This window comes from bacterium, from assembly GCA_004322275.1.
GTDB lineage: Bacteria > Desulfobacterota > Deferrisomatia > Deferrisomatales > BM512 > SCTA01.
The window spans coordinates 108,329-134,530 of sequence record SCTA01000018.1; the positions used below are offsets into that span (position 1 = coordinate 108,329).

The window sequence follows — 26,202 nt, forward strand, 5'->3', positions numbered from 1 at the left end:
AGGCGCTTCATAAATGAGAAGGTTTGTCGCTCTTTTCCTCTGCCTTTTTTTCGCCCTGAACCTCGTCTCCTGCTCGAAGGAGAAAGGGGCCGGCGCCCCTGCCAAGGCAGAGGACCAGTCCGGCACGATAAAGGAGAGGCTTTCCGGCGATACGGTGCTGGTCGAGGTCAACGCAAAGGCCCCGGCTTTCGCCGCGCCCCTTCTGGGAGGCGGAGAGGGCCGTCTTTCGGATTTCATCGGCAACCACGTCGTCCTCCTGGAGTTCTGGTCGATCTTCTGCAAGTCCTGCATCGAGGAGATGCCCAAGATACTGAAACTGCACGACAAGTATTCCTCAAGGGGGCTGACGGTGCTCTCCGTCAACACCGACTTTTTCCCCGACGCGAGGATAATCCAGACCCTCTCGAAGGCCGGAATAGATTTGAAGTACCCTGTCCTTCGCGACAAGGACCAGCAGATATCCAAAGACTACAACGTCGAGCTTCTTCCCGTGACGCTGGTCATAGACAAATCCGGCTACATCCGCCTCTTTCAAGAGGGGTACAAGCCCGGCGACGAAGAGCGCTTCGAGGAGGCGGTTCAAAAACTTCTCGAGACGAAACGGGACGAGAACGTGACCCTCGCCAGCAAGAACGGACTCACGACCTTCGCTCCCTCGGGAATGGTCCTGCGCAAGGAGGGGGCAGTCGGGAAAGCCACCGGCATCGCTACCCTCGACGGCGGCGAGGCGATAATAGGCGGCGGCGAGAACGTGCTCTTGTTTTTCTGGAGCTTTTACTGCCAGCCCTGCCGGGAAGAGTTCCCGTCGATGGAAGAGCTTGCGAAGCAGTATCCCAGGGTAAAGGTCTACGCCGTCAACGTCGATTCCCCCTATCTGGAAAAGCGCATTCGCGGGTTTTTGAGCGCCAACACCACCCTTCCCTGCATTCCGGACTGGGGCAAGGGCGGCATCGCCGGGCCGCTGGCCAAGGCTTTCGGAGTCAGCGCCACTCCCACGACGGTTCTTCTGGACGGCGCGGGCAGGATAATCCACTCCGGCGAGGGGGCTAAGGACATGGACGATCTGAAAGCGCATCTTGAAAAAATCTAGCTATACTTTCTTTATAGTCGCGGACTTTGACTCTTGAGCAGCCAATTGATACATTGCACCGGTAAACATTTAGCACGCAAACCCGCTTTTTCGGGAGGTCATTCAACCTATGTGGGATTACACCGATAAGGTAAAAGATCACTTCATGAACCCGCGCAACGTGGGCAAGATCGACGACGCCGACGCCGTGGGCGAGGTCGGCAGCCTTGCCTGCGGCGACGCGCTTAAGCTCTACCTGAAGCTGGACAAGGACGGTCTCATAGAGAAAGCCACCTTCCAGACCTTCGGCTGCGGGAGCGCCATAGCCTCAAGCTCCGCCCTGACCGAGATGGTCAAGGGGAAGACTCTCGACGAGGCCCTTAAGATAACCAACAAGGACATCGCCGATTTTCTCGGCGGCCTTCCCAAGGAAAAGATGCACTGCTCCGTCATGGGACGGGAAGCTCTGGAGGCCGCGATAAACAGTTACCGCGGTATAAAGAGCGACATCCACGAGCTGGAGGGCGAGCTTGTCTGCGAGTGCTTCGGCGTCACCGACACCCAGATACGGCGCGCCATCCACGAAAACAACATAGGGACCGTCGAGGACGTTACCAATTTTACCAAGGCGGGGGGCGGCTGCGGTCGCTGCCTCGAACGGATCGACGAGATTTTGAAGGAGGAGCTTGGCGCGAAGCAGGCGAAAGCCCCCGCCGCTCCCTCGAAGGTTCTTACCAACCTCCAGCGCATCTCCCTCATAAAGAAGGTAATCGACGAGGAGCTTCGCCCCGCCCTCCAGGCCGACGGAGGCGACCTCGAACTTCTGGACGTCGAAGGCAAGAAGGTGCTCGTGAGTTTGCGCGGCGCCTGCACCAACTGCCCCTCGGCCCAGATAACCCTCAAGGACGTTGTGCAGGGCAAGCTGCGCGAACTGGTCGATCCCGAGATCGAGGTGGTCGAGGAGGTAAAATGCACACTGTCTATCTAGACAACAACGCCACCACCCGCGTAGACCCCCTCGTCTTCGAGGAGATGCGCCCGTTCTTCTGCGACAGGTACGGAAACCCCTCCAGCATGCACTCCTTCGGCGGGGAGGTGGGGAAAGACCTGAAGACCGCGCGCGAGCGGGTGGCCGCCCTCATCGGGTGCGACCCTTCCGAGGTCATAATGACCTCCTGCGGCACCGAAAGCGACAACACCGCCCTTCGCTCCGCCCTCGAATCCCAGCCGGAGAAGCGCCACCTCATTACCACCAAGGTAGAGCATCCCGCCGTCCTCAATCTGGCGAAGCACCTCGTCAAGAAGGGGTACCACCTGACCCTTCTGGGCGTCGATCAGGACGGGGCTCTGGATATGGACGAGCTTCGGGACGCCATCCGCGACGATACGGCCCTCATCTCCGTGATGTGGGCCAACAACGAGACGGGGACGATCTTCCCGGTCGAGGAGATAGCCGAACTCGCCAAATCCAGGGGGGTTCTCTTTCACACCGACGCGGTGCAGACCGTAGGCAAGTTACCGATGAACATCGCCAAAACTTCGGTGGATTTTCTGGCTCTCAGCGGCCACAAGCTTCACGCACCGAAGGGTATCGGCGCGCTCTACGTCAGGAAGGGCACCCCCTTTCGTCCCTTCATCATCGGCGGCCATCAGGAGCGCAGTAGAAGGGCGGGAACCGAGCCGGTACCCTCCATAGTCGGGCTCGGCAAGGCCTGCGAAATCGCCCTTGAGAACATCCACCACGAGAACACCACCGTCCGCGCGCTTCGCGACCGCCTCGAAAAGGGGATACTCTCCTCCATCTCCGATTCCCGGCTGAACGGCCACCCGACCGACCGGCTTCCGAACACCGTCAACATCTCCTTCAAGTTCGTCGAGGGAGAGGCGATACTGCTTCTCATGAACGAACTTGGCATGTGCGCCAGCTCCGGCAGCGCCTGCACCTCGGGGAGCCTCGAACCTTCCCATGTCCTTCGCGCAATGGGCGTTCCCTTCACCTTCGCCCACGGCTCGATCCGCTTCAGCCTGAGCCGCTTTAACACCCGTGAGGAAATTGACTTTGTAATCGAGAAACTTCCGCCTATAATTGCGCGTCTGCGCTCGATATCCCCCTACATGGAAGGCTGAAGGCAAAAGGTTGGCGCCACCCCGGGACACAAAAATCGTAGAGCTCGAATTAAAGATTGAGGAACTGCGCCGCCAGTACGACCTCTATCTTTCCGGCCTCCGAAAGACCGAGCCCGCTTCCCTCATGGCGGAGGTGGAGAGCCTCGTCCAGAAACTGACCCGGCAGATGTCCACCCGCTCGACCCAGCTCCAGTTCCAGATCCGCACCCTCGCCTTCAAGTTCCGCTCCCTGCAGGCGCAGCTTCGCCGCTTTCTGGAACGCCGCGAAACCTACATAAAATCCAAGCTGGAAGAGACTTACGGGAGCGACGTGGAGGAGTTCGGCCAGACGATCTTCATCGACCGCCTGGTTCTGGCGAATCCCAAGCTGATCACCGGCAAGGTCCGCACGATGGTCACCACCTCGGGCGCCGCCGGCAAGGTAGTCCCCGACGAGCTGGCGCAGATGCTGATAGCCAAGGCCAGCAAGGTGATAAACCGGCAGGACGTGGCCGCCGTGCGCTTCACCATCGTCAAGGGGGAGAACGGCCCGAAGATAAAGGGCGATATAATTCCGAAGAAGACCGCCGAAGAACCTGCCTGACAACATAATCAGCTCGCGCCGGATTTTGAGAGCGATTTTGTCGCGAAGACAGAGCAAAACCGCAGTCGTAGTTGTTCTACGCCCTGGATTTTGCGATTGATGAGCGGCAAAAGCGGGCCAAAAGCCGGATGCGAGAATGAAAAAGGCCGCCCAATCAGGACGGCCTTTTTTTCTTTATATGTCTTGCTTCGTTACTGTCTCTTGGCTATGGCGACCTGATTCATTGCGCGGTCGAGCTTCGCCTGGGCTTCCATGTATTCCTTTGACTCGCTCGATACGACAAGCTCGCTGACTTTCTGCTCGGCTTCGGCCAGGAGCCTCTCGGCCTTCGCCAGATCGATATCCGCCGGGAACTCGGCCTCTTCGGCGAGGACCGTCACCTTGTCGAGGGTGACCTCCGCGAAGCCCCTGCGCACGGCGAGGAAGCTCTTTTCGTTCCCGATGCGGTACATCAGTTCACCCAGCCCGAGTTCAACCAGATAGGGTGTATGGCCGACCAGAACGCCGAACTCGCCATCGACGCCGGGGGCCGTCACCTCTTCCACGCCCTCGCTCACGAGGTGGCGCGTCGGGGTGACTATCTCCAGGCGAAATTTCGCTTCGCTCATGGGGTTCACCTTAGTCCTTCATCTTCTCAGCTCTTTCGAGCACTTCTTCAATGGTGCCGACCATGTAGAAGGCCTGCTCGGGTATCTCGTCGTGCTTGCCTTCGGCGATCTCCTTGAAGCCCCTGATGGTGTCGGCGAGCTTGACGTACTTGCCGGGGGTGCCGGTGAAGGCCTCGGCGACGGAGAAGGGCTGGGAGAGGAAGCGCTGTATCTTGCGCGCCCTGGAAACCGCCAGCTTGTCTTCCTCGGCCAGTTCGTCCATGCCGAGAATCGCGATGATGTCCTGAAGATCCTTGTAGCGCTGGAGGACCTCCTGAACCTGGCGGGCGACAGCGTAGTGCTCGTCGCCGACGATGCGGGGATCGAGGATGCGGCTGGTTGAGTCGAGGGGGTCGACCGCCGGGTAGATGCCGAGCTCGGCGATCTGGCGGGAGAGAACCGTCGTCGCGTCAAGATGCGCGAAGGTGGTCGCGGGAGCGGGGTCGGTCAAGTCGTCGGCGGGGACGTAAATCGCCTGAACCGAGGTGATGGAGCCCTTCGAGGTGGTCGTTATGCGCTCCTGCATCGTTCCCATTTCGGTGGCCAGCGTGGGCTGGTAACCGACGGCGGAGGGTATGCGGCCGAGAAGCGCCGAAACCTCGGAACCCGCCTGGGTGAAGCGGAAGATGTTGTCGATGAAGAGGAGCACGTCCTGCCCTTCGGCGTCGCGGAAGTATTCGGCGACGGTGAGAGCGGAGAGCGCGACGCGCGCGCGGGCTCCCGGCGGCTCGTTCATCTGGCCGTAGACCAGAGAGGTCTTGTCGATAACGCCGGACTCTTTCATTTCGAGCCAGAGGTCGTTGCCCTCGCGGGTGCGCTCGCCGACTCCGCCGAAAACGGAGAAGCCGCCGTGCTGCTTCGCGACGTTGTTGATCAGCTCCATGATGAGAACCGTCTTGCCGACGCCCGCGCCGCCGAAGAGGCCGATCTTTCCGCCGCGCTGGTAGGGCGCGAGAAGGTCGATGACCTTGATGCCGGTCTCGAAGGCTTCGACGACCGTGCTCATCTCCACGAAGGGAGGAGCGGTCCTGTGGATGGGGGACCGCTTGTCCGTGGGGACCGGCCCCGCTTCGTCGACCGGGTCGCCGATGACGTTGAGGATGCGGCCAAGGGTCTCGCGGCCGACGGGCATCGAGATCATTGAGCCGGTGTTCTTTACCGGAGCGCCGCGCACGAGACCCTCGGAGGAGTCCATGGCGACGGTGCGCACGGTGTTTTCACCCAAATGCTGGGCGACCTCGAGAACGAGGTTCCATTCTTTGTCGTTGATCGCTGCGTTTGTGACCCGCAGCGCCGTGTAAATCTCCGGAAGACCGCCTTCGAAGACTACGTCAACGACGGGACCGATAACCTGTGAAATTTTGCCGAACTCGCTCATTGGGTAAGGCCTCCCTGGCTGGACTCGGATCGCCCTTTATTTCATTGATTCGACGCCGTTGACGATGTCCATCAGTTCGCTTGTGATGGACTCCTGGCGAGCGCGGTTGAACTTCAGGGTCAAGCGCTCGATCATGTCGCTGGCGTTGTTGGTTGCACTGTCCATAGCCGTCATGCGCGCGCCGTGTTCGCTCGCGGTGGACTCCAGAAGAGCCCGGAAGATGCGGACGTCGACGTAGCGCGGTAAAACCCAGCTGAGCATGTGCTCCTTGCTGGGCTCATAAATGTAATCCGGGTTTACCGCATCGGCTCCCACCGCGGGGGGCTCGACAGGGAGAAGCCTGTCGTAGACGACCACCTGAGAGAGGGCCGAACGGTATTCGTTGTAGACCATGTAGACGAGGTCGAGCTCTTTATTGGTGTAGCGTTCAACGACCTCGCGGCCGATCTCCTGGGCGTGGCCGTAGGACACGTTCCCGAAGAGTTCCGCCTTTTCGCCGAATTTCTCGACGGGCCTCGACTTGTAGTAGTCGCGTGCCTTCTTGCCGACGACGTAAAGGCTTATCTGGTCGTGCTTCCCGGCCTTTTCCTTCAGGAAACGGTCGATGCTGCGGATAATCGAGCCGTTGAAGGAGCCGCAAAGCCCACGGTCGGAAGTAAAGACGATTATTCCGACGTTTTTGGCTTCGCGCCTCTCCAGAAGGGGGTGAGCCTCCTCCTCGGTACGAAGGGCCAGGCTCCCGAGCACTTCCAGAATCTTGTCGGAGTAAGGCCTGTTCTCGATGATGGACTCTTCCGCCTTGCGGAACCGGGCGGCCGAGACCATCTTCATGGCCTTTGTGATCTGCTGCGTACTTTTTACGCTCGCGATCCTGGTTTTTATATCCTTGAGGTTCGCCATCTCGAAAGCTCCAGGTTATTCGGCTGCGAAGACTCCGTTGAACTCTTCGAGCGCCGAATTTAGTGCGTTCCTGACCTCGTCCGAGAGAACCTTCTTCTCGCGGATCTCCGTCATGAGAGACTCCTTGCGGGTGTCCATGAAGGAATAAAGCTGCTGCTCGAAAGCGCCGAGCTTTTCCAGGGGGTGCATGTCGATGAAACCCTTGGTGGCCGCGTAGATCAGGACGACCTGTCTTTCGACGGGAATCGGCTGGAACTGGCCCTGCTTGAGGATCTCGACGAGGCGCGCGCCGCGGTTGAGCTGCTGCTGGGTGGCCTTGTCGAGGTCGGAGCCGAACTGGGCGAAGGCTTCCAGCTCGCGGAACTGGGCGAGGTCGAGGCGCAGAGTGCCGGCGACCGCCTTCATCGCCTTGACCTGGGCGCTGCCGCCGACGCGGGAGACCGAGAGGCCGACGTTGATGGCCGGACGGACGCCGGAGTAGAACAGGTCGCTCTCCAAGAAGATCTGACCGTCGGTGATCGAGATGACGTTGGTCGGGATGTACGCGGAGACGTCGCCGGCCTGCGTTTCGATGACCGGAAGGGCCGTGAGGCTTCCGCCGCCGAGGGCGTTGGAGACCTTCGCGGCGCGCTCGAGAAGCCTGCTGTGTAGATAGAAAACGTCGCCGGGGTACGCTTCGCGGCCGGGGGGGCGGCGAAGGAGCAGCGAAAGCTGGCGGTAGGAAACGGCCTGCTTTGAAAGATCGTCGTAGATGATGAGGGCGTGCTTGCCGTTGTCGCGGAAGTACTCGCCCATCGTGCAGCCCGAGAAGGGGGAGATGTACTGGAGCGGGGCGGGCTCGGAGGCGGTGGCGGCGACGACGATGGTGTAGTCCATCGCGCCGAACTCCTTGAGCTTCGCCACGACCTGCGCGACGGTGGAGCGCTTCTGGCCGATGGCGACGTAGATGCAGATAACGTCGCCGCCCTTCTGGTTGATGATGGTATCGATGGCGACGGCGGTCTTTCCGGTCTGGCGGTCGCCGATTATCAGCTCGCGCTGGCCGCGCCCGATCGGAACCATCGAGTCGATGGCCTTGAGGCCCGTCTGGAGGGGCTCCTTGACCGGCTGGCGGGCGACGATGCCCGGCGCCTTGATGTCGATGACCCGAAGCTCGGTGCCCTCTATCGGCCCCAGACCGTCAACCGGGTTGCCGAGGGGATCGACGACGCGGCCCAGAAGGGCGTTGCCGACGGGAACGGAGACGATCTTGCCGGTGCGCTTGACCGTGTCTCCCTCCTTGATGTGGATATCCTCGCCCAGGATGGCTACGCCGACGTTGTCCTCTTCGAGGTTCAGCGCCATGCCCATGATGCCGCCGGGGAACTCGAGGAGTTCCGCCGCCATGCACTTTTCCAGGCCGTGGATGCGGGCAATGCCGTCGCCCACGTTCAGGACGACGCCGGTCTCTGCAACGTCGAGGTGTACCTCGAAGTTCTTGACCTTCGATTTGATGATGTCGGTTATTTCTTCGGCACGAATCTGCATGACTTGCTCACCCCTTGACCAAGGAATCCTTCATGCGTTCAAGTTGGGTTTTAACGCTCGCATCAAAGACTAGGTTACCCACGCGAGCCACGACGCCGCCTAACAGCGCCTTGTCCTCGCGCGAGGAAAGAATTACTTCTTTGCCGAGAGTCTTCGAGAGGGCGGCGGAAAGTTTCGTAAGCGCCGCTTCGTCGAGGGCTATCGGTGAAATCGCTTCTCCGCGAAGCCTGCCGGAGACTTCATCGGCCATTTTGGCGTATTCGTCGGAGATTTCGGTAATGACCGAGATCTTGCGGGCGGCGAGGACGACCTTGAGGAAGTTCTCGACGAGAATGTCCGCCTTTATTGCGCCGGTAATTTCCGCAAGCACGCCCGCCTTTACCTCGCGGGAGGTGACGGGAGTAGTGAGCCCGGTCTTTACGGCCGGATTTTTTTCCAGTATCTCGACCACGGAACGGATGTCCGCGCCGATCTTTTCTACCGTGCCGCTCTCTTTCGCCAGTTCAAAGAGGGCGCGTGAATATCTCTTGGCGATGCGCGTCTTAATCAATGGAGCCCCTCGATCTTGTCGATGGTCTTTTCAATCGCTCGCTTCTGGTCCTCGGCGCCGTAAGCCTTGGCCAGAATCTCCCCGGCGAGGGCCAGAGCCTGCTTGACGGCCTCTTCCCTTATGGAATCGATCGCCATCTTGGCTTCGCGCTCTCCGACGGTTGCGGCGTTTTTGCTTATCGCCTCGACCGATTTTTGGGCCTGTTCCAGAATCCGTTTCTTCTGAAGCTCGCCCTCGGCCTTGAAATCGGCGCGGAGCGCCGCTATCTCGCTCTGGAGGTTGGCAACCTTCTGCTTGTATTCCGCGAGCCTCGCCTCGGCGTCTTCCTTGGCTTTTTTGGCTTCGCAGAGCTCCTTGGCGACGCCTTCCTTCCGGTCCATAAGGGCCTGGGGCACCACCTTGCGCAGGGCGTAGTAGAAGATGCCCAGAAGGACGCTCAGATTTATGAACTTGAAGATTATGTCGCGCCAGGGGTGCGCGGCTTCGCCGCCGCCGCTGGCAAGGGCCAGAACGGGCAGAAGCGCCAGAAGAATAGTCATTGCCGTTACGGCGCGGCGTCTCATCAGACTGCCCTCCCAAGGATTTTTTCGGCCATCGTCCTTGCAAGCGCATCTATCTCGCCGCGGACGGTCGCGCGGGCTTCACCCGCCTCGGACTGTACTCTGGCCCGAAGCTCGCAGACCACCTTGTCGGACTCCGCAGTCGCGCCGTCGATGAGCTTTTGCTTCTGTGCCTCGGCTTCGCGGACAACCGCGAGACGGGCGGCCTCGGCCTGCGCCTTCGCCGCAGAGATCTCTTTCTGGTAGTTATCCCAGATCGAGTCCGCGTCGGCGTTCGCCGCGGCGGCGATCTTTCTTCGCCCCTCGGTGCGGCTGCGCCTCTCCTCGATTACTCTCAGCATGGGCTTGAAGAGAAGCCCATTGAGAACGAGCATCAGGACGAAGAAGACGGCGATTTGTACAACTAGCGTAATATTCGGTATCAAATTCACTTGGGCGATCCTCCCCAGTGCCGGTTGGAAAGCGGTCGCAATATACAACAATCCTTTGCCAAATCAAACCGCCTTTTTATTTTTTTTCGCTTTTTTTGTGAAGCTTGCGATTTTATCCGCCCGGCAAACGCCCAAAACCCTCACCGGACGCGACCTTTTTCATTTATTCAATATTGCAAACTCTCTGCAGTATATGGAGATTTCACTTTTGCGCAAGGGTTTTCGGAAAGACGCTTTTTTATCCGCGCTTTCCCCTGGGCTACCTGCCCCTCCCCTCAACTATCTCTATTATTCTGTCGAGTTCGTCAAGGGTCTGGTAACGGAGGGTTATCGTCCCCGACCCCTTTTTCCTGCCCTGCCTGAGAGAAGCCTTGGTTCCCAGCGCCCGCGACAGCTTCTTTTCAACCGCCATTATATCGGGGTCCCGGTGCGCCTTCGCCGCGGCTTTGGGCTTTAGCGGCTTCGAGGCCAGCGCCTCAGCCTCCCTGACGGAGAGCCCCCTGTCTATTATTACATGCAGAAGGTCCATCCGGTGCTGGTGGGGGGCGGCGAGGAGGGCGCGGGCGTGGCCCGCCGTTATGTTGCCGTTTCGCACCTCGTCGAGGCAGTCGGGCGAGAGGGAAAGGAGGCGCAGGGAATTGGCCACGGCTACCCGCGATTTGCCTATGCGTCCGGACACCGATTCCTGCGTCATCCCCGTGGTGTCCATGAGAAGTTTATAGGCCCTCGCCTCGTCAACGGGGTTAAGGTTCTCGCGCTGGACGTTCTCCACGAGGGCGAGTTCCAGCACCTCTTCCGCCCCGGCGTTTCTGAGTATGGCGGGAAGCTCCATGAGCCCCGCCTTTTGCGCGGCGCGCCACCGGCGCTCGCCCGCTATAAGCTCGTACCCCCCCTCCCCCAGCTTCCTTACCACTATGGGCTGTATGAGCCCCTTCTCCCGAAGGGACTGGGCCAGCTCCTCGATGGAGTCGGGAGGAAATATCTTTCGCGGCTGGGAGGGGCTCGGCGTTATCTTTTCAACCGGGCAGAGGAAATAATCCCCTTCCAGCGAATCGGTGAGCAGAGCGTCCAGACCCATTCCGAGCGCGGGACGCGCTTTTCTTTTATCAGTGGACACTTAAATCCCTCCATGAGAGGTTGTTGAAAAACTGCTGCGAGCCCCGTCTTCTTCGTCGCGTGCTCACTCGAAGCTCGCCTAACTGCCAGTTATGTCTCGCTTCTCGCTGTGCGTCTCCTCGAACCCGGGGCTTCTCGCGACGTTTTCAACAACCTCCCCAAGCAAGAAGTTCTCTGGCTACTTCCTGATAGCTCACGGCCCCTGCCGAGCGGGAATCGTAAAGCAGCACCGGCTTGCCGTGGCTGGGCGCCTCGCTCAATCTGACGTTTCTCGGTATCACCGAAGCGAAGACCTTGTCGCTGAAGTGGCGCTTGACCTCCTCGGCCACCTGACGGCTGAGGTTGTTGCGCCCGTCGTACATGGTGAGGAGTATCCCCCGGACGTCGAGGGAGGGGTTGAGGCTTCGCTTGATGCGGTGGACGGTGTGAAGAAGCTGGCTGAGGCCTTCGAGCGCGTAGTACTCGCACTGCATCGGTATTATGACAGCCTCGGCGGCCACCAGCGCGTTCACCGTGAGGAGGCTGAGGCTCGGGGGACAATCCATTATCGTGTAGTCGAAGAGCGGCACGATATCCGCCAGAGCGGACTTGAGGCGGGTGGAGCGGGCGGGATCCGAAACCAGCTCGACCTCGGCCCCGGCGAGATCGCGGGTAGCCGGAATCACGGAAAGTCCCTGTATTTCCGATAACCTGACCGTCTCCCCGCAGGGCGCGAGGCCCATTATCAGGTCGTAGCTCGTCCTCTCGCCCTCGCCGGGCCGTATCCCGACGCCGCTGGAGGCGTTCCCCTGCGGGTCCATGTCCACGAGGAGCACCTTTTTGCCCGCCAGCGCCAGCGCCGCCGAGAGGTTGACGGCGGTGGTCGTCTTGCCGACGCCGCCCTTCTGATTCGTTATCGCGTATACCCTGCCCATCTCTACCTCCGAAGGGCGTGAAAATATCACACCCCCGCACCCGCTCCAAGGACGGAGGCGAAGCGGATAATTGTTTCACGTGAAACAATGGCTGTCGTTTTTACGATTGTTCAGGGCTGGCGGGAATATCCGACTACGTATCTTTTTCCGAGCGATTCGGCCCCCCGGTACTCCAGAAGTCTCGTAATCCTCCACCCCCTCACCTCGGGGGGCGCTTCCCCGCCTCCCCTTCCCAGAAGCACCTCTCCCCCCGGAGCGAGGCAGGGGAAAGCCCAGCCGAGAAGGGTGGGGATGTCCGAAACCGCTCTCGCGGTCGCGCACCTGAACGCCCCCGCCATCTCCGGAAGGGGCGGTCGGGCGGGGTCGGCCCTCCCCTCGACGACCTTGACGGAGGCGAGGCCGAGCAGCCGCGCCGCGTGGCGGAGAAAACTCACCCTCTTCGCCCTCGGCTCAAGGCAGCATATCTCTTCGCCGGGATGGGCGATAGCGAGGGGTATCGCCGGAAGTCCCGCGCCGCTGCCGATGTCGAGGAGCGGGAAGGCGGGCGGGGCGACGAGGAGGGGGAGGAGGGAATCGGTAATCTGAAGGGCTACCCCCTCGATGTCTCCGGGTCCAACGAGCCGTATCGCCTTGTTCCAGCGCAAAAGCTCCTCGGTGAACCCGTCGAGGCGGGCCGTGTCAAGCTCCGGCATCCTCTCAAGGAGAAGGTTCCAGCGGCTCAAAGGCTTCCCCGCTTCTTGAGGTGTATGAGGAGCACCGCCGCCGAGGCGGGAGTGACTCCGGGAATGCGCTGGGCCTGCCCCAGGGTAAGAGGGCGGGACTTTACGAAGATCTGCCGGACCTCGTTGGTAAGCCCTTCGACCTTGCAGTAGTCGATGTCAGCGGGTATCGGGAGGGTGTCGAGCTTGGAGATCCTCTCAAGGGCTTCCCTGTCGCGCCGAACGTACCCCTCGTACTTCACCTCGACCTCCACCGTGGTCTCGCTGCGGGAGTCCGTCTCCGGCCAGCCATCGACGACGGCGCGAAGATCGACCGCCGTGACCTCGGGCCTCCTCAGCACCTCGACCAGACGGGCGGGCGCTCGAAGCGGCGCAGTGCCGAGACGCGTGAAAAGTTCGTCCGCCTCCTTCGAGGGGTAGAGGGTGGTGTTTTCCAGAAACTCCGCCAGCCTTTCCCCTTCCCCGCTCCTCTTTTTGAACCGCTCGGCCCGCTCCGGGGTGACCGACCCCGCAGCGATGCCCAGCGGGGTAAGCCGAAGGTCGGCGTTGTCCTCCCTGAGAAGGAGGCGGTGCTCGGCCCGCGAGGTGAACATCCTGTAGGGCTCCTTCGCCCCCTTGGTGACGAGGTCGTCCACCATCACCCCCAGATAACCCTCGTGCCTGCCGACGATGAGGCCGCTTTTGCCCGCGGCCTTTTTGGCGGCGTTGATCCCGGCCAGTATCCCCTGCGCCGCCGCCTCCTCGTAGCCGGAGGTGCCGTTTATCTGCCCGGCCATGAAGAGCCCCTCCATGTGCTTGGATTCGAGGGTCGGGTAGAGGGAGGCCGGGTCGCAGTAGTCGTACTCGACCGCGTACCCCGGACGGACGATTTCCGCCCCCTCAAGCCCCTCCATCGAGCGGACGATCCGGTACTGCACGTCCAGAGGAAGGGAGGTGGATATCCCGTTCGGATATATCTCCGGCGATTCCAGCCCTTCCGGCTCCAGAAAGACCTGATGGCGCTCCTTGTCGGCGAAGCGCACCACCTTGTCCTCTATCGAGGGGCAGTAGCGCGGCCCGACGCCCTCGATGACCCCGGAGTAGAGCGGGGAACGGTCGAGGGACTCCCGGATTATCTTGTGTGTCTTTTCGTTGGTGTAGGCGATGTGGCAGGGGAGCTGCGGCCTCGTTATCGCCGGAGTGTCCACGGAAAAGGGCACGAAGCTTTCGTCGCCCTCCTGCGAGGGAAGGATCTTCCAGTTTATCGTCCGCGCGTTGAGCCTCGGAGGTGTGCCGGTCTTCAGCCTCCCCATCGGGAACCCCAGCTCCTTGAGATTTTCGGCGAGAAGCTTCGCCGGCGGGTCTCCGGCGCGTCCGGCGGGGTAATTTTCGAGCCCGATGTGAATCAGGCCGTTGAGGAAGGTTCCGGGGGTGATGACAACCGTGCTCGCGGCATAGCGGGTCCCCGTCCTTCCGACGACGCCGAGAAGGCGGCCGCGGTCGACCCAGAGGGCGATTATCTCCTCCTGCCGCACCGTGAGATTCGGGTCGCGGGCGACAGCGTTTCTCATCCACGAGGAATAGGCGAAGCGGTCGGCCTGTGCGCGGGAAGCCCAGACGGCGGGACCCTTTCGGGTGTTGAGTCTCCGAAACTGTATCCCGGTGGCGTCGATGGCCCTCCCCATCTCTCCGCCCAGGGCGTCCACCTCCCGGACGAGGTGGCCCTTGGCCACGCCTCCCACCGCGGGGTTGCAGGACATTTTCCCGACGGAGTCCAGGTCCATTGTGAAGAGGGCCGCAGCCGCGCCCATCCGGGCAGCCGCGAGAGCCGCCTCTATGCCGGCGTGGCCCGCGCCCACGACAGCTACGTCGTACCTGACTGCCCATTCCGTCTTCGCCGGAAATTGTTTCACGTGAAACATCCTCTCACTTGCCGATGCAGAACTCTGAAAAGATCCTGTCCACCACTTCCTCCGGCGTTCCCCAGCCGAGGAGTTCTGCGAGGCAGCGCCGCGCCCTCTGCAGCTCGCTGGCCGCCGCGTCGGGGTAACCGCCCCCTGCGAGAAGCTCCCTCGCCTTCCCGACCGCTTCCAGCGCGCTCCTGACGGACTCCCTGTGGCGCAGCCTCGTGAGCGCTCCTCCGCCCGCCGGAACCCTCCCGGCCCATGCCCTGTCGCGAACCCGTCTTAAAAGCTCCTCGACCCCCTCGCCCGTCCGGGCGCTGACGAAAAGCGGGGGTTCCCCGAAGAGTTCGGAAAGCTCCTCCTCGGGAACCCTCCCGAGATCCGCCTTGTTGACTACCGCCAGAACCTTGTCGCCGGGGATCAGCGCAAGCGCCTCTTTGCGCTCCTCCTCGCCGAGTGGGCGGGAGCCGTCGTAGACCATCAGAACCAGCCCCGCCTCCTCCGCCGCCCGCCGGGCGCGAAAGACCCCTTCCTCCTCCACCGTGTCCGCCGGGCTGCGAAGCCCCGCCGTGTCGATGACGTGGACAGGAGCGCCGAGGGCGTTAACCCTCACCTCTATGGTATCCCGGGTGGTGCCCGCTATCGGGCTGACGATGGCGCGTTCCTCCTCGGCGAGGCGGTTCAGGAGGCTGGATTTGCCGACGTTCGGCAGGCCGAGTATCGCGACGCGAAACCCCTCTCTCGCGGTGCGTCCCCACGCGAAGGTTTCGAGCTTTCCGGCCATCGAGGCTGCAACCTCGTCCAGCGCGGCTACAAGTTCAGCACCGCCCTTGAGGTCGAGCTCTTCTTCCGGAAAATCGAGAAAGGACTCGAGGTGGACCAGCACCGTCCCCAGCGCTTCCTGCCACCCCGCGACCTCGCGGGAGAGAGCGCCTTCGAGAAGGGTTTCGTGAACTTTCAGGGAATCGGCGGTTTCGGCGTGGATTACGTCGGCAACGGCTTCCGCCTGGACGAGGTCAATCCTTCCGCGAAGGTACGCCCGGAGGGTGAACTCGCCGGGGTCGGCGAGACGCGCTCCCGAAGACAGGAGCAGGTCCAGAATCGCCCCCGCCGCCGCCCTCCCGCCGTGGCACTGGATTTCGACTACGTCCTCCCTCGTGTAGGAGGCGGGACCGGCCATGAAGATGGCCAGAACCTCGTCGATGACCTCCGCGGTCCCGGGGCAGACGGCGCGGCAGAAGACGGCGACGCGGGGCGAAAGTTCCGGCGTCTCGCCGGACCCCAGACGCAAAAGCCCCCGCGCCGCCGTGGAGGCGCGGGGACCGCTTAGCCGTACAATCGAGATTCCGCCCTCGCCGGGCGGGGTCGCTATCGCCGCTATGGTGTCGTCAAGAGACCTCACTTCACCTCATCCGTCCCTGCCTCACGCGGGCTTGGCGTTCCTGCGAAGCTGCATCCCCTGCTGGGCGATGGATATCAAGTTGTTGAGCAGCCAGTAGACCACCAGACCCGAGGGGAAGTCCTTGAAGAGCCAGGTGAAGAGAACCGGCAGGCCGTAAAGCATCAGCTTTCTTTGCATCTCGTTTGTCGCGCCCGCGGGGGTCATCTTCTGCTGGAAGAACATCGAGAGGCCCATCACCACCGGGGTTATATAGTAGGGGTCGGGCGCGGAAAGATCCTGCAGCCACCAGACGAAGGGCGCGTGGCGAAGCTCTATCGCGTAGAGAAGAACCCTGTAAAGGGCTATGAAGACCGGTATCTGCACCAGCATCGGCAGGCAGCCGCTGAGGGGATTCACCTTGTGGGTCTTGTAGAGGTGCATCATCTCGCGGTTGAGCTTTTGCGGATCGTCGCCGTACTTCTCGCGCAGCTTCTCCATCTTCGGCTGGATCTCCTTCATCCGCGCCATCGACTGGTAGCTCTTCGCGGTGAGGGGCCAGAAGATGCCCTTGATGAAGGCGGTGAGGATGAGGATCGCGACGCCGTAGTTTCCGACGAGCCCGTAAATCCAGTTCAGGAAGGTGATCATCGGGCGGCCGATGAAATTGAACCAGCCGTAATCGATGGCCAGTTCCAGCTTCAGCCCCAGAGGCTCGATTATCTTCTTGTCCTTCGGCCCGATGTAGAGGCGGCCGGTGAAGGATTTCGCCTGACCGGGGGCGAGGTCGAAGACCGGGGTCTCGATATCGACCGAAACCACGTTCTTCACGTCTCCGGCGGGGGCTACCCGCGTGGAGGAGATCGTTTCGTTCTCGGGGGCGAGAACGACCATGAAATATTTGTCGGTGAGGCCCGCCCAGGCTACCGGGGGGACAGTCATGGTCTTGCCGTCGGCGTCGTCGGGGTCTGTCTGCGTCAGCTTTTCGCCCGCGAGGTACGAGGGCCCCTGAAAGATGTAGCTGGAACTTTTGACGTTCGAGTAATCGCCCACGGTTGAAAAGACCAGCCGGTCGGAGATCGCGGAAGAGCCCTGATTGGATACCGTTACCTTGAGGGAGAGGTCGTAGCGGCCCTGCTCAAGCACGAAGGTCTTTTCAAGCCTCGCCCCCGAGGGAGACTGCCAGGCGAAAACCACCTTTTCGGGGGTGGACTCGGCGACGGAAAAGATAACGTCCTTCGAGGGCGCGAAAACCGGGAGAGTCGTGTAGCCAGAGCCGTCGCTCTCGCCAGGAAGAAGGACCAGAGGCTTTCCTGAAGGGCCGGGAGCGTCCCTGTACTTTTCAAGCACCACGCCCTCCACCCTGCCGCCCGCGCTGGTGAGAGTCACGGTTGTCAGATCGTTCCTGAGGGTGACGGTGGTGGCGACCGCGGCGGGAACGGGCGGAGCAAGGGGGGCTGCTGACGCCGCGGGCGCAATGGCCGCAGGCGCAGCGGGCGTTGCGGCCTGACCGGAGACGGCGGCGGGAGTTTCGGCTCCCTTCACCGGCGGTTTCGGGCCGAAAAAGTACTGCCAGCCAAGCAGTATGGCTATGCTTATGACCATAGCGAGTATCGTTCGCTTTACTTCCATTTATATTTCCTGACTCCGCCCGGCCTTCAGGGAGGGCCGGCGGCTGGGAACGGGGTCGAAGCCCCCGGGGTGAAAGGGATGGCACCGGCAAACCCGCATGAAGGTCAGCCCCGCGCCGCGAAAAAAGCCATGTATTTCAAAGGCTTCGCGGGCATAGGCGGAGCAGGACGGGTAAAACCGGCAAGAGGGGGGCAGAAGCGGCGAAAGAAGCTTCCGGTAGAGGTCGATGAATGCGATTGCTAGTCTGGACGCCATCTTTTTATCGCCGTTTCAAGTTCCAGGGTAACCTCTTCGGCTGACAGCCCGGCCGAGCCCGGCCTCGCTATGACGACCAGGTCCATCGGCGCCTTGAAGAGCGACCGGTTAAGCCGGAACCATTCGCGCAGACGCCGTTTTACGAGGTTCCGCCTGTTCGCCCCTCCCACCTTCCTTGAAACCACAAGTCCGAGCCGGCTCCATTCAAGCTCCCCCGGAGCGGCCATCAGCTTGAAATGGGCGGAATAAAGAGCCTTTCCGGCCTTGAAAGCCCTGTCGTACTCCGCTGTTTTGCGTATACGGCAGGAGGGCGGAAAAGAGTGATCGTAAATGGCCGGCCTACTTCTCGAAAATTCCCACGACGAGGCGCTTGCGGCCCTTCAGGCGGCGGCGTGAAAGCACCCTTCTGCCGTTTTTCGTTGCCATGCGGGCGCGAAAACCGTGGACGCGCTTTCTGCGAAGTTTTGAAGGATGATATGTAAGTTGCTGCATTGAAATTACTCCAGTCGGAAAAGCCCTACAGGTGTCTCAATCGAAAGAAACCGAGACACTAGGCGATTTTTCAGACGGCTGTCAAGGAAAAAGCTAAAGTCCGCCCACTCCTCGTTGCGCGCCCGGCCCCCGCGGCGTAGAATCCCCCGCATGGCCGAGTCGATTTATCTCCACGTCCCCTTCTGCGAGGGAAGGTGCGCCTACTGCACCTTCTACAGCGGGGAGGATCTGTCCGCGCTTGAAGAATACCCCCGGCTTCTCATAAGGGAAATGGAGTTATTGCATAGCCCGGAAGACGCCGGAGAGGTGAAGACAATCTACCTCGGCGGGGGGACGCCGGGGCTTTTGGGGGAGCGCGGCCTCTCGGAGATACTCGACGGCCTCGGAAAGCTGGCGGCGCTGGTGCCGGACGCCGAGATAACCGCCGAAACCAACCCCGCGATAACGAACGATTATAAAGGTATAAGAAGGAGCGGAGTCAGGCGGCTTTCGCTCGGAGTGCAGGCGCTCGACGACGGGCTGCTGAAAAAACTGGGGAGAAAGCACGACGCGAAAGAGGCGCTAAAAGCGGTCGAAAGCGCGCTTGCGGAGGGGCTGGAGCTCTCCTGCGACCTCATGTACGGCTATCCCGGCCTCAAGCCGGAGGTTCTCGCAAGCTGGGGAGAGCTTCTGGCCGGTGTGGGCGTCGGCCACATTAGCGCCTACAGCCTCGAAATCCCCCAAAACAAAGCCCAGAGGGACTACCTTCGCAATCTCGGCATCAAAAGCGACGCGAAAGCGGAAGAAAAGCAGTGGAGCTTTCTATTTGAGGCCCTCGCGAAGAAGGGTTTCGAGTGCTACGAGGTGTCGAACTTCGCCCTTCCCGGAAAAGCGAGTCGACACAACCGGAATTACTGGTCGGGCAAAAGCTATACCGGCCTCGGGCCGGGGGCGCACGGCTTTCTCAGGGAAGGGTCTCCCTTCGGAACCCGGTACTGGAACGAACCCTCTCTGGAGAAATACCGGGCCGCCCTCCTCGGCGGCCATCCTCCTCCCCGGAAGACCGAAACCCTCTCCCGCCGCGAGGCGCTCCTCGAAACCCTCTTTTTGTCCCTCCGCCAGCGAAAGCCGCTCGATGCGGCCGCTCTCTCCTCGCGCTACGGGCTGGACGAAGCGCGCCTGCTCGGCCTCCTGAAAACCCTCGCCGAAAGCGGCGACCTCGAAACCGGCCTCCTGCCCACCCCGAAGGGAATGCGCCGCGCCGACGGGCTGGCACTCTGGCTTTCCGAACGTCTGCTATAAATTTCAGAAAAAAATATCCCTCAAAATTTGACGCATGCCCTAGGCGTGATTAAGTTTTGTTCCGACAAGATACCGTCCCTGCTAAGGAGTCTTTTACCGATGGCGAACGAGGAACAGCAAAAACCCGCAACCGGGGAGGAAACGGCGGAGGTTGAGAAGACCTGCGAGGACCTCGGCGGCCACATAAGCGAACTCGAAGGGGTAATCGCGAAACTCAAAAACGACCTTCTCTACGAGAGGGCCGAGCTTGAGAACTTCAAGCGCAGGACCGAAAAGCGCTACCTCGACTCGGTGCGCACCGCCGCCGAGCAGGTCGTCAGGGACATAATCCCGGTGCTGGACAACCTCGAACGCGCCCTCGAACACGCAGGTAGCGGAGACGAATCGCTGGCCGAAGGGATTGCGCAGGTCGTTATCCAGCTTCGGGAAGCCCTCGCCCGCCACGGCGTCGAAGAGATTCCCGCCCTCGGGCAGAAGTTCGACCCCAACGTCCACGAGGCGCTGGCGCAGATGCCCGGCGCGGAAGCGGGGATAGTCCTCGTCGTCCACGAAAAGGGCTACACCCTCGGCGGCAAGCTCCTGCGGCCCTCGAAGGTAGTCGTCTCGGCGCTTGCGCACCGCTGACACGATGATTAAGTTCAAAAATAAATATATAAATCGCCACAAGCGAGGAGACAGATAAAATGGCAAGCAAGATCATAGGCATAGACCTTGGAACAACCAACAGCTGCGTGGCCGTCGTAGAGGGCGGGGAGCCTATAGTAATCCCCTCCTCCGAGGGTAACCGCACCACCCCGTCGATGGCCTCCATCGCGGAGGACGGCGAGAGGCTGGTCGGCATGCCCGCCAAGCGGCAGGCGGTCACGAACCCCAGGAACACCGTCTTCGCGATCAAGCGCCTCATCGGCAGGCGCTTCAACGACCCCGAAGTCGAAAAGGACAAGGGGATGGTGTCCTACAAGATAGTCGAGAGCACCACCGGCGACGCTTGGGTGGAGATTCGCGACAAGAAGTACAGCCCCTCCGAGATTTCCGCGTGGATTCTCCAGAAGATGAAGCAGACCGCGGAGGATTATCTCGGCCACCCCGTGACGGAAGCCGTAATCACCGTCCCCGCCTACTTCAACGACAGCCAGCGCCAGGCCACCAAGGACGCGGGCAGGATAGCCGGCCTGGACGTCAAGCGCATCATCAACGAGCCCACGGCGGCGGCGCTTGCCTACGGCCTCGACAAGAAGGGCGAGCACAAGATCGCGGTCTTCGACCTCGGCGGCGGCACCTTCGACATCTCCATCCTTGAAATCGCGGAAGGAGTCTTCGAGGTCAAGTCCACCAACGGCGACACTTTCCTCGGCGGCGAGGACTTCGACAAGAGAGTCATCGACTATCTTGCCGACGAGTTCAAAAAAGAGAACTCCATCGACCTGCGCTCCGACGCGATGGCGCTCCAGCGCCTCAAGGAAGCCGCCGAAAAGGCGAAGATGGAGCTCTCCACCACGATGGAGACCAACGTAAACCTCCCCTTCATCACCGCCGACCAGAACGGCCCGAGGCACCTGAACATCAGGCTCACCCGCGCAAAGCTCGAACAGCTCTGCGAAGACCTGATCACCCGCCTCGAAGAGCCCTGCCGGAAGGCGATAAAGGATTCGGGCATCCCCGTCTCCCAGATCGACGAGGTAATTCTCGTCGGCGGCATGACCCGCATGCCCAAGGTGCAGGAGAAGGTTGAAAAAATCTTCGGCAAAAAGCCCCACAAGGGCGTCAACCCCGACGAAGTGGTCGCGATAGGCGCGGCTATACAGGGCGCGGTGCTCACCGGGCAGGTCAAGGACGTGCTCCTTCTGGACGTTACCCCCCTCTCCCTCGGCATCGAGACGATGGGCGGCGTCTTCACCAAGCTCATCGAGCGCAACACCACGATACCGTGCAGAAAGAGCCAGGTCTTCTCCACCGCCGACGACAACCAGTCCGCCGTGACGATCAGCGTCCTTCAGGGCGAGCGCCAGATGGCCCGCGACAACAAGCACATCGGCCAGTTCGATCTGGTCGGGCTGCCCCCCGCGCCTCGCGGGATGCCGCAGATAGACGTGACCTTCGACATCGACGCCAACGGCATCCTTCACGTCTCCGCCAAGGACCTCGGAACCGGCAAGGAGCAGTCGATACAGATAAAGGCCTCCTCCGGCCTCAGCGAGGAGGAGATAAAGCGCATGGTGCGCGACGCCGAGGCCCACGCCCAGGACGACCAGAAAAACAAGGAGATAGCCGAGGAACGCAACAAGCTCGACTCTCTGGCCTACACCACCGAAAAGTCCTTGAAGGAGTTCGGCGAGAAGATCGACGCCGCTCTCAAATCGTCCATAGAGTGCGCCCTTGAAAACGCCAAAACGGCGGTGGCGAGCTGCGACCCGGACAAGATGAAGAGCGCCAACGAAGAGCTGACACAGGCTTCCCACAAGCTGGCGGAAGAGATCTACAAGAACACCAGCCAGCAGCAGGCCCCCGGACATGAGCCCCCGCCCGGAGCCAAACCCGAGGAAGGCGTCGTAGACGCGGACTTTGAAGAAGTAAAGTAAGCCGCTTAAAAAGATAAATGGAGCCGCCCGGATTCGGGCGGCTCTTTTGTTTTTACCCTTAGGTTGTAATGGCGTCCGCCCTCTGCTAACTTCTTGATTATCCCAACCCTATATCAAGGATTCCGATGGACAGGTTTTTTCTGAAAAAACTTCTAGCCGGGGCGCTCTGCCTCCTTCCCCTGTGCCCGGTTGCAGCGGCGGCGGAGGTAAAAGCCCTCCCGGCCCCGTCGAAGAGGGTCCATCTGGGAATCTTGCTCCCGCTGACGGGACCTTTGGCTCCCTTCGGAAAGCGGGCGCTGCGGGGCGCGCTCCTCGGCTCGAAGCTCTTCGGGGATGAAGGGCCGCGCGAGCTGGTTTTTCACATCGCCGACACCGAAGGGGACCCCTCCCTCGCCGCGAAAGAGGTCAAAAGGCTCGCGGGCGAAGGCGTCACGGGCATAATCGGCCCCCTCAAGGGCGACGAGGCAAGAAGCGCCGCGAAAGCCGCGAGGGAGGAGGACCTTCCCCTGCTCGCGCTCTCTCCCGCCGCCGACCTTACCGGCGGGATGGTCTTCCGGCTCTTCCTCCGCGAAGAGGAGGAAGTGGACAGGCTGGTTAAATTCGCGGTGGAAGAAAAACACCTCAAGAGGTTCGCCATACTGGCGCCGGACACCGAGAGCGGCCGCCGCTACCGTTCCCTCTTCTGGGACAGCGCGGTGCGCCACGGAGGCGAGATAACCGCCAGCGAGACCTTCCCCGCCGACGAGAGCAGCCTCGAAATCCCCCTTAAAAAGGCCGCCGGTATCTATGGCCTGACGAAGGCCGAGCTGCGCGAAAGGCAGGAGCGGGAAAAGCAGGCTCTGGCGGAAGCGATGCAGGGGCCGCAGCTCACCGCTGAGGAGCCCATCACCGAACCGGTCCCGCCGCCGGTCAATGCAAAGAAGAAAAGCGCCGAGGAGGGACCGAAGCCTCTGGTCGATTTCGACGCTCTCTTCCTCCCTGTCTCTCCCAGCGTGAAGGTCGCGCAGATGGCCCCCCAGCTCCCCTACTACGACATCACCGGCGTGACCCTGCTGGGTATCCGCTCCTGGAACTATCCCGAGCTGGTCAAGGTCGGGAAGGAATACATAGAGGGCGCGCTCTTCCCCGCCGAATGGCACCCCTCGACCCATGAGGGCGCGGAATTTGCGGAGAGCTTCGAGAAGAGTTACGGCAGCACTCCCGGCGTCCTCGAAACCTACGCTTACGACGCCGTGAGGCTCATGGCCGAAAAAGCGGCGGGGAACGACAGAGAGGGGCTAAGGCGCGGACTCTCCTCCCTTTCCGGAGCGGACGGGGTCACCGGCCCGCTGAGCGCCGCTCCCGGCGGAGAGATAATCTCCGAGCCGGTCATCCTCGCGGTCAGCCGGTCCATGATCGTCCCCGCCGAAACGGCGGACCCCCGATGAAATCTGAAAAAGCCGCAAAGCGGATACTCGAAAACGGCCTTGAGATAGTCTACCTCCGTTCGCCCTCCGTGCCGGTCATCGCCATCGACCTCTGGGTGCGCTCCGGCTCCACCAGCGAGACGAAGGAAGAGGCCGGGCTCGCGCACGTCGTCGAGCACATGCTCTTCAAGGGGACGAAGAGGCGCGGGCCGGGGGTCATAGCGGGAGAGGTCGAGGGACTGGGCGGCGAGATCAACGCCTACACCAGCTTCGACCACACCGTCTACACCCTGCTGCTCGCCAGCCGCTACGCCCCGCAAGGGCTGGACATCCTCGCCGACGCCATCTCGGCCTCGCTCTTCGACCAGTCCGAGCTGGACATGGAAAAAAAGGTGATTCTGGAGGAGATAAAGCGCTCGCGGGACATCCCCCAGCTTCTCCTGTCGCGCAACCTCTTCAAACTCGCCTACGGCTCCCACCCATACGGCGCTCCGGTGATTGGGAACGAGGAGACCGTCTCCTCCTTCACCTCCAAAGACTGCCGCCGCTTCGTCGGGAAGTGGTACACCCCCTGCAACATGACTCTCGTCGCGGTGGGAGACCTTCCCGAGGAGAAGTTCTTCGCGCTGGCCGAAAGCGCCTTTCGTCACCTCCGCCCTTCCCCCGTCTGCCGCCGAAGACGCCTCCCGAAGAAGGTCAGCCGCGAGGGACACAGGTTCGAGGCCGAAAACCGGCCGGTGTGCGAGGTCTACTTCGACCTCGCCTTCCCGATACCCGGCGCGGGCAACGAGGTCATCCCGGCCATCGACCTTCTGGCCTCCATACTTGGTCAGGGCGAATCCTCGCGCCTTCAGGAGAAGGTGAAGCTCGACCTGAATCTTGTGGCCTCGGTCGGGGCGGGAACCTACACCCCGAGCGGCCCCGGTCTTCTCTACCTCACCGGCGTCGCCTCGCCCGCGAAGTTCACCGAGGCTTTCGAGGCGATCTGCCGCGAGCTGGCGCAGATAAAGCGCTCAGCGCCCTCGCTCGAAGAGCTGCGCAAGGCAAAGGAGGGGATAGAGGCTGATTTCATCTTCCAGCGGGAGACGGTTCAGGGGCTCGCGCAGAAGATGGGGTACTTTCACGTCGTCCACGGCTCCACGGCCGAGGAGGAGAAGTACCTGGCCTCCATCGAGGCGATGGATCTGGACCGCCTCGGCGCGCACGCCTCCGGCTACCTCAACCCCGCCAAAGCCACCTTCGCGGCGCTCTGTCCGGCGGCGGAAGATTCCTCCGCCATAGCAAAAGAAGCCGAGAAAGTCCTCTTTTCCGCCTTCTCCAGAAAAACCGGGAGGCAAAAAAGAAGCACCGAGGTGCGGATAGAGCTTCAAAACGGCGCGAAGGTTCTGTACCGGAGAGGCACCGACGCCCCTATAGTCGCGGTGCGCGCTTCCATGCTCGGCGGAACCATCCGGGAGCCGGAGGGTAAGGAAGGGCTCTTTTACCTTCTCGCCGAGACGATGCCCAGAGGCACCAGGCGGCGCTCGGTCTTCGACGTGGCGAGGGAATCCGACCGGATAGGCGGCCACATAGACGGCTTTTCGGGAAGAAACTCCTTCGGCGCGAAGGGCGAATTTCTGGCGAAGAACGCCGACGCCGCCCTGGACCTTCTCTGTGACGTGCTCATAAACCCCTCCTTTTCGGAGGAAGAGGTCGAAAAGGCCAAAGAGGACCAGCAGGCCTCGATCCTCCGCAGAGACGACAACCCGGCCTCGAAGGCCTTCCGGAGTTTTGAAAACCTCCTTTACGGGAAACATCCCTACGGCAAGGACGTGCTGGGCTCCTTGGCCTCTCTTTCTTCCCTCGGCGCCGAGGATTTGCGAGGCGTCCACGCGCTTTACGCCCACCCCGCCAATATGGCGATTGCGCTGGTGGGCGAGATCGACCCGGAGCGCGCGGCGCTAAAGATCTCCGACGCCCTCGAGGTCTCTTCCCTCGCCGGAAAACTCCCTCTCCTTCCGGCGCAGCCCGAAAACCTCTGGGAGCCGAGGTTTTTAAAGATTTCCTCCCCCTTCGAGCAGGCGCACGTCGTCGTCGGCTTTCTCGGGAGTTCCCTTTACGACCGCGACAGGATGGCGCTCCGTGTGCTGAACGCGATGCTCTCGGGGCAGGGCGGCCGCCTCTTCCGGTCACTTCGGGATGAAAAGGGGCTCGCCTACGCGGTCACCTCCACCTCGATGGAAGGACTTCAGAGGGGATACCTCGCCGGGTATATCGCCACCGCGCCGGAAAACGCCGAGGCTGCGCGGGAGGGGCTGCTGGAGGAGATGCTGGCGGTAGCCGAGGGGAATATTCCCGCCGAAGAGGTGGAGAGGGCGAAGCAGAAGCTGGCCGGCAGCTTTGAAATCAACCTTCAGGAGAACGACTTTCAGGCGGCGCAGATGGCGCTGGACGAATCCTACGGCCTCGACTACCGGGGGTATCTGAATTACGTCAGGGAGATACTGGCGGTGACTCCGGCTCAAGTGGCAAAAGTTGCGAAGAAGTACCTGGGCAGGGATAATTGGGCGGCGGTGATCGTGGGGCCTTGATGTGTGCTTCGCACTTTAACTCCTAGCGGGGCTTGGCGCGCCCCGCACCCGCGCCCCACTTTTTGTCGAAAAAGTGGGACAAAACTCGGCCCGGGAGGTTCCGCTCGCTCTACGAGCGACCGGTCGCTGCGGCGGGGGCGTGAGGGGGCACCCGTTCGCTGCGCTCACTAAGACCCCCCCGCCGCCCTTTCCGCCTCCGCTCCCT

The 26,202-nt window shown here is 61.6% G+C and carries 25 protein-coding genes; 9 read left to right on the plus strand and 16 right to left on the minus strand.

The genetic code is table 11. The features are described 5' to 3' along the window. Positions 1-13 precede the first annotated feature (13 nt). The 4 genes from EPN96_05925 (at position 14) to EPN96_05940 (ending at position 3,779) form a co-directional block, all read left to right on the plus strand. Positions 14-1,090, plus strand: coding sequence for a TlpA family protein disulfide reductase (locus EPN96_05925; protein ID TAL17362.1), 1,077 nt, complete (start codon positions 14-16; stop codon positions 1,088-1,090). A 109-nt stretch (positions 1,091-1,199) separates the two neighbouring features. Then, positions 1,200-2,057, plus strand: coding sequence for a Fe-S cluster assembly protein NifU (nifU, locus tag EPN96_05930; protein ID TAL17363.1), 858 nt, complete (start codon positions 1,200-1,202; stop codon positions 2,055-2,057). Further along, positions 2,039-3,196 carry a cysteine desulfurase NifS gene (gene nifS, locus EPN96_05935; GenBank protein TAL17364.1) on the plus strand — a complete coding sequence of 386 codons (1,158 nt, stop codon included), beginning with the start codon at positions 2,039-2,041 and terminating at the stop codon, positions 3,194-3,196. Before nifU ends, nifS begins: the two co-directional genes overlap by 19 nt. A gap of 10 nt (positions 3,197-3,206) precedes the next feature. Further along, positions 3,207-3,779: a hypothetical protein gene (locus tag EPN96_05940; GenBank protein ID TAL17365.1), complete on the plus strand. Its 573-nt coding sequence runs from the start codon at positions 3,207-3,209 to the stop codon at positions 3,777-3,779. Positions 3,780-3,970: 191 nt separating this feature from the next. On the opposite strand, the gene EPN96_05945 is transcribed toward EPN96_05940, so the two are convergent. The 16 genes from EPN96_05945 to EPN96_06020 form a co-directional block, all read right to left on the minus strand. Continuing rightward, a complete protein-coding gene (locus tag EPN96_05945; GenBank protein TAL17366.1) occupies positions 3,971-4,387 on the minus strand; it encodes a F0F1 ATP synthase subunit epsilon in 417 nt (138 codons plus the stop codon). A gap of 10 nt (positions 4,388-4,397) precedes the next feature. Next, positions 4,398-5,804: a F0F1 ATP synthase subunit beta gene (atpD, locus tag EPN96_05950; GenBank protein ID TAL17367.1), complete on the minus strand. Its 1,407-nt coding sequence runs from the start codon at positions 5,802-5,804 to the stop codon at positions 4,398-4,400. 36 nt (positions 5,805-5,840) lie between these two features. Further along, the gene (gene atpG / locus EPN96_05955; protein ID TAL17368.1) at positions 5,841-6,704 is read right to left on the minus strand and encodes an ATP synthase F1 subunit gamma; all 864 of its coding nucleotides are present in this window, start codon (positions 6,702-6,704) and stop codon (positions 5,841-5,843) included. A 15-nt stretch (positions 6,705-6,719) separates the two neighbouring features. Beyond that, a complete protein-coding gene (locus EPN96_05960) occupies positions 6,720-8,231 on the minus strand; it encodes a F0F1 ATP synthase subunit alpha (GenBank protein ID TAL17369.1) in 1,512 nt (503 codons plus the stop codon). A 7-nt stretch (positions 8,232-8,238) separates the two neighbouring features. Continuing rightward, entirely contained in the window at positions 8,239-8,781 is a 543-nt protein-coding gene (gene atpH, locus EPN96_05965; protein ID TAL17370.1) for an ATP synthase F1 subunit delta, read from the minus strand. After that, positions 8,778-9,344 (minus strand): hypothetical protein, encoded by a 567-nt coding sequence (locus EPN96_05970; protein TAL17371.1) that lies wholly within the window; start codon positions 9,342-9,344, stop codon positions 8,778-8,780. The genes atpH and EPN96_05970 overlap by 4 nt, the downstream gene beginning before the upstream one ends. Then, a complete protein-coding gene (locus EPN96_05975) occupies positions 9,344-9,772 on the minus strand; it encodes a hypothetical protein (GenBank protein ID TAL17372.1) in 429 nt (142 codons plus the stop codon). Before EPN96_05975 ends, EPN96_05970 begins: the two co-directional genes overlap by 1 nt. Before the next feature lie 259 nt (positions 9,773-10,031). Continuing rightward, a complete protein-coding gene (locus tag EPN96_05980) occupies positions 10,032-10,889 on the minus strand; it encodes a ParB/RepB/Spo0J family partition protein (protein ID TAL17373.1) in 858 nt (285 codons plus the stop codon). A 145-nt stretch (positions 10,890-11,034) separates the two neighbouring features. Beyond that, positions 11,035-11,802 (minus strand): ParA family protein, encoded by a 768-nt coding sequence (locus tag EPN96_05985; GenBank protein TAL17374.1) that lies wholly within the window; start codon positions 11,800-11,802, stop codon positions 11,035-11,037. Positions 11,803-11,912: 110 nt separating this feature from the next. After that, positions 11,913-12,524, minus strand: coding sequence for a 16S rRNA (guanine(527)-N(7))-methyltransferase RsmG (locus EPN96_05990; protein TAL17375.1), 612 nt, complete (start codon positions 12,522-12,524; stop codon positions 11,913-11,915). Then, positions 12,521-14,422 carry a tRNA uridine-5-carboxymethylaminomethyl(34) synthesis enzyme MnmG gene (gene mnmG, locus EPN96_05995; GenBank protein ID TAL17376.1) on the minus strand — a complete coding sequence of 634 codons (1,902 nt, stop codon included), beginning with the start codon at positions 14,420-14,422 and terminating at the stop codon, positions 12,521-12,523. Before mnmG ends, EPN96_05990 begins: the two co-directional genes overlap by 4 nt. Positions 14,423-14,426: 4 nt before the next feature. Continuing rightward, positions 14,427-15,806: a tRNA uridine-5-carboxymethylaminomethyl(34) synthesis GTPase MnmE gene (gene mnmE, locus EPN96_06000; protein ID TAL17377.1), complete on the minus strand. Its 1,380-nt coding sequence runs from the start codon at positions 15,804-15,806 to the stop codon at positions 14,427-14,429. A gap of 21 nt (positions 15,807-15,827) precedes the next feature. Further along, positions 15,828-17,414, minus strand: a complete 1,587-nt coding sequence (locus tag EPN96_06005) for a membrane protein insertase YidC (protein TAL17378.1) — start codon at positions 17,412-17,414, stop codon at positions 15,828-15,830. After that, complete coding sequence (yidD, locus tag EPN96_06010; GenBank protein TAL17379.1) at positions 17,415-17,669, minus strand: membrane protein insertion efficiency factor YidD; 255 nt, start codon at positions 17,667-17,669, stop codon at positions 17,415-17,417. It abuts the gene before it with no gap. Then, positions 17,654-18,001, minus strand: a complete 348-nt coding sequence (gene rnpA, locus EPN96_06015) for a ribonuclease P protein component (protein ID TAL17380.1) — start codon at positions 17,999-18,001, stop codon at positions 17,654-17,656. The genes yidD and rnpA overlap by 16 nt, the downstream gene beginning before the upstream one ends. A gap of 7 nt (positions 18,002-18,008) precedes the next feature. Then, positions 18,009-18,161: a 50S ribosomal protein L34 gene (locus EPN96_06020; protein TAL17381.1), complete on the minus strand. Its 153-nt coding sequence runs from the start codon at positions 18,159-18,161 to the stop codon at positions 18,009-18,011. Positions 18,162-18,311: 150 nt separating this feature from the next. Between EPN96_06020 and EPN96_06025 the strand changes: the two genes are divergently transcribed. The 5 genes from EPN96_06025 to EPN96_06045 all read left to right on the plus strand — a co-directional run bounded on the left by EPN96_06025 (position 18,312) and on the right by EPN96_06045 (position 25,997). Further along, positions 18,312-19,442: a coproporphyrinogen III oxidase family protein gene (locus EPN96_06025; GenBank protein ID TAL17382.1), complete on the plus strand. Its 1,131-nt coding sequence runs from the start codon at positions 18,312-18,314 to the stop codon at positions 19,440-19,442. A 99-nt stretch (positions 19,443-19,541) separates the two neighbouring features. Then, entirely contained in the window at positions 19,542-20,066 is a 525-nt protein-coding gene (locus EPN96_06030; GenBank protein TAL17383.1) for a nucleotide exchange factor GrpE, read from the plus strand. Between the two features lie 59 nt (positions 20,067-20,125). Next, positions 20,126-22,021: a molecular chaperone DnaK gene (dnaK, locus tag EPN96_06035; protein TAL17384.1), complete on the plus strand. Its 1,896-nt coding sequence runs from the start codon at positions 20,126-20,128 to the stop codon at positions 22,019-22,021. A 125-nt stretch (positions 22,022-22,146) separates the two neighbouring features. Beyond that, positions 22,147-23,448, plus strand: a complete 1,302-nt coding sequence (locus EPN96_06040) for a penicillin-binding protein activator (protein ID TAL17385.1) — start codon at positions 22,147-22,149, stop codon at positions 23,446-23,448. Further along, positions 23,445-25,997 (plus strand): insulinase family protein, encoded by a 2,553-nt coding sequence (locus tag EPN96_06045; protein TAL17386.1) that lies wholly within the window; start codon positions 23,445-23,447, stop codon positions 25,995-25,997. The genes EPN96_06040 and EPN96_06045 overlap by 4 nt, the downstream gene beginning before the upstream one ends. Positions 25,998-26,202 lie beyond the last annotated feature (205 nt).

Excerpts from the sequence above, each read along its gene's own strand:
- EPN96_05960 (TAL17369.1), bottom strand. The coding sequence starts at position 8,231 with ATGCAGATTCGTGCCGAAGAAATAACCGACATCATCAAATCGAAGGTC.
- EPN96_06045 (TAL17386.1), top strand. The coding sequence starts at position 23,445 with ATGAAATCTGAAAAAGCCGCAAAGCGGATACTCGAAAACGGCCTTGAG.
- yidD (TAL17379.1), bottom strand. The coding sequence starts at position 17,669 with ATGGCGTCCAGACTAGCAATCGCATTCATCGACCTCTACCGGAAGCTT.
- atpD (TAL17367.1), bottom strand. The coding sequence starts at position 5,804 with ATGAGCGAGTTCGGCAAAATTTCACAGGTTATCGGTCCCGTCGTTGAC.
- nifU (TAL17363.1), top strand. The coding sequence starts at position 1,200 with ATGTGGGATTACACCGATAAGGTAAAAGATCACTTCATGAACCCGCGC.
- EPN96_06030 (TAL17383.1), top strand. The coding sequence starts at position 19,542 with ATGGCGAACGAGGAACAGCAAAAACCCGCAACCGGGGAGGAAACGGCG.
- EPN96_05925 (TAL17362.1), top strand. The coding sequence starts at position 14 with ATGAGAAGGTTTGTCGCTCTTTTCCTCTGCCTTTTTTTCGCCCTGAAC.
- dnaK (TAL17384.1), top strand. The coding sequence starts at position 20,126 with ATGGCAAGCAAGATCATAGGCATAGACCTTGGAACAACCAACAGCTGC.
- EPN96_06025 (TAL17382.1), top strand. The coding sequence starts at position 18,312 with ATGGCCGAGTCGATTTATCTCCACGTCCCCTTCTGCGAGGGAAGGTGC.
- EPN96_05945 (TAL17366.1), bottom strand. The coding sequence starts at position 4,387 with ATGAGCGAAGCGAAATTTCGCCTGGAGATAGTCACCCCGACGCGCCAC.
- EPN96_06020 (TAL17381.1), bottom strand. The coding sequence starts at position 18,161 with ATGCAGCAACTTACATATCATCCTTCAAAACTTCGCAGAAAGCGCGTC.
- EPN96_06005 (TAL17378.1), bottom strand. The coding sequence starts at position 17,414 with ATGGAAGTAAAGCGAACGATACTCGCTATGGTCATAAGCATAGCCATA.
- mnmG (TAL17376.1), bottom strand. The coding sequence starts at position 14,422 with ATGTTTCACGTGAAACAATTTCCGGCGAAGACGGAATGGGCAGTCAGG.
- atpG (TAL17368.1), bottom strand. The coding sequence starts at position 6,704 with ATGGCGAACCTCAAGGATATAAAAACCAGGATCGCGAGCGTAAAAAGT.
- EPN96_05985 (TAL17374.1), bottom strand. The coding sequence starts at position 11,802 with ATGGGCAGGGTATACGCGATAACGAATCAGAAGGGCGGCGTCGGCAAG.
- EPN96_05970 (TAL17371.1), bottom strand. The coding sequence starts at position 9,344 with ATGAGACGCCGCGCCGTAACGGCAATGACTATTCTTCTGGCGCTTCTG.
- EPN96_06040 (TAL17385.1), top strand. The coding sequence starts at position 22,147 with ATGGACAGGTTTTTTCTGAAAAAACTTCTAGCCGGGGCGCTCTGCCTC.
- nifS (TAL17364.1), top strand. The coding sequence starts at position 2,039 with ATGCACACTGTCTATCTAGACAACAACGCCACCACCCGCGTAGACCCC.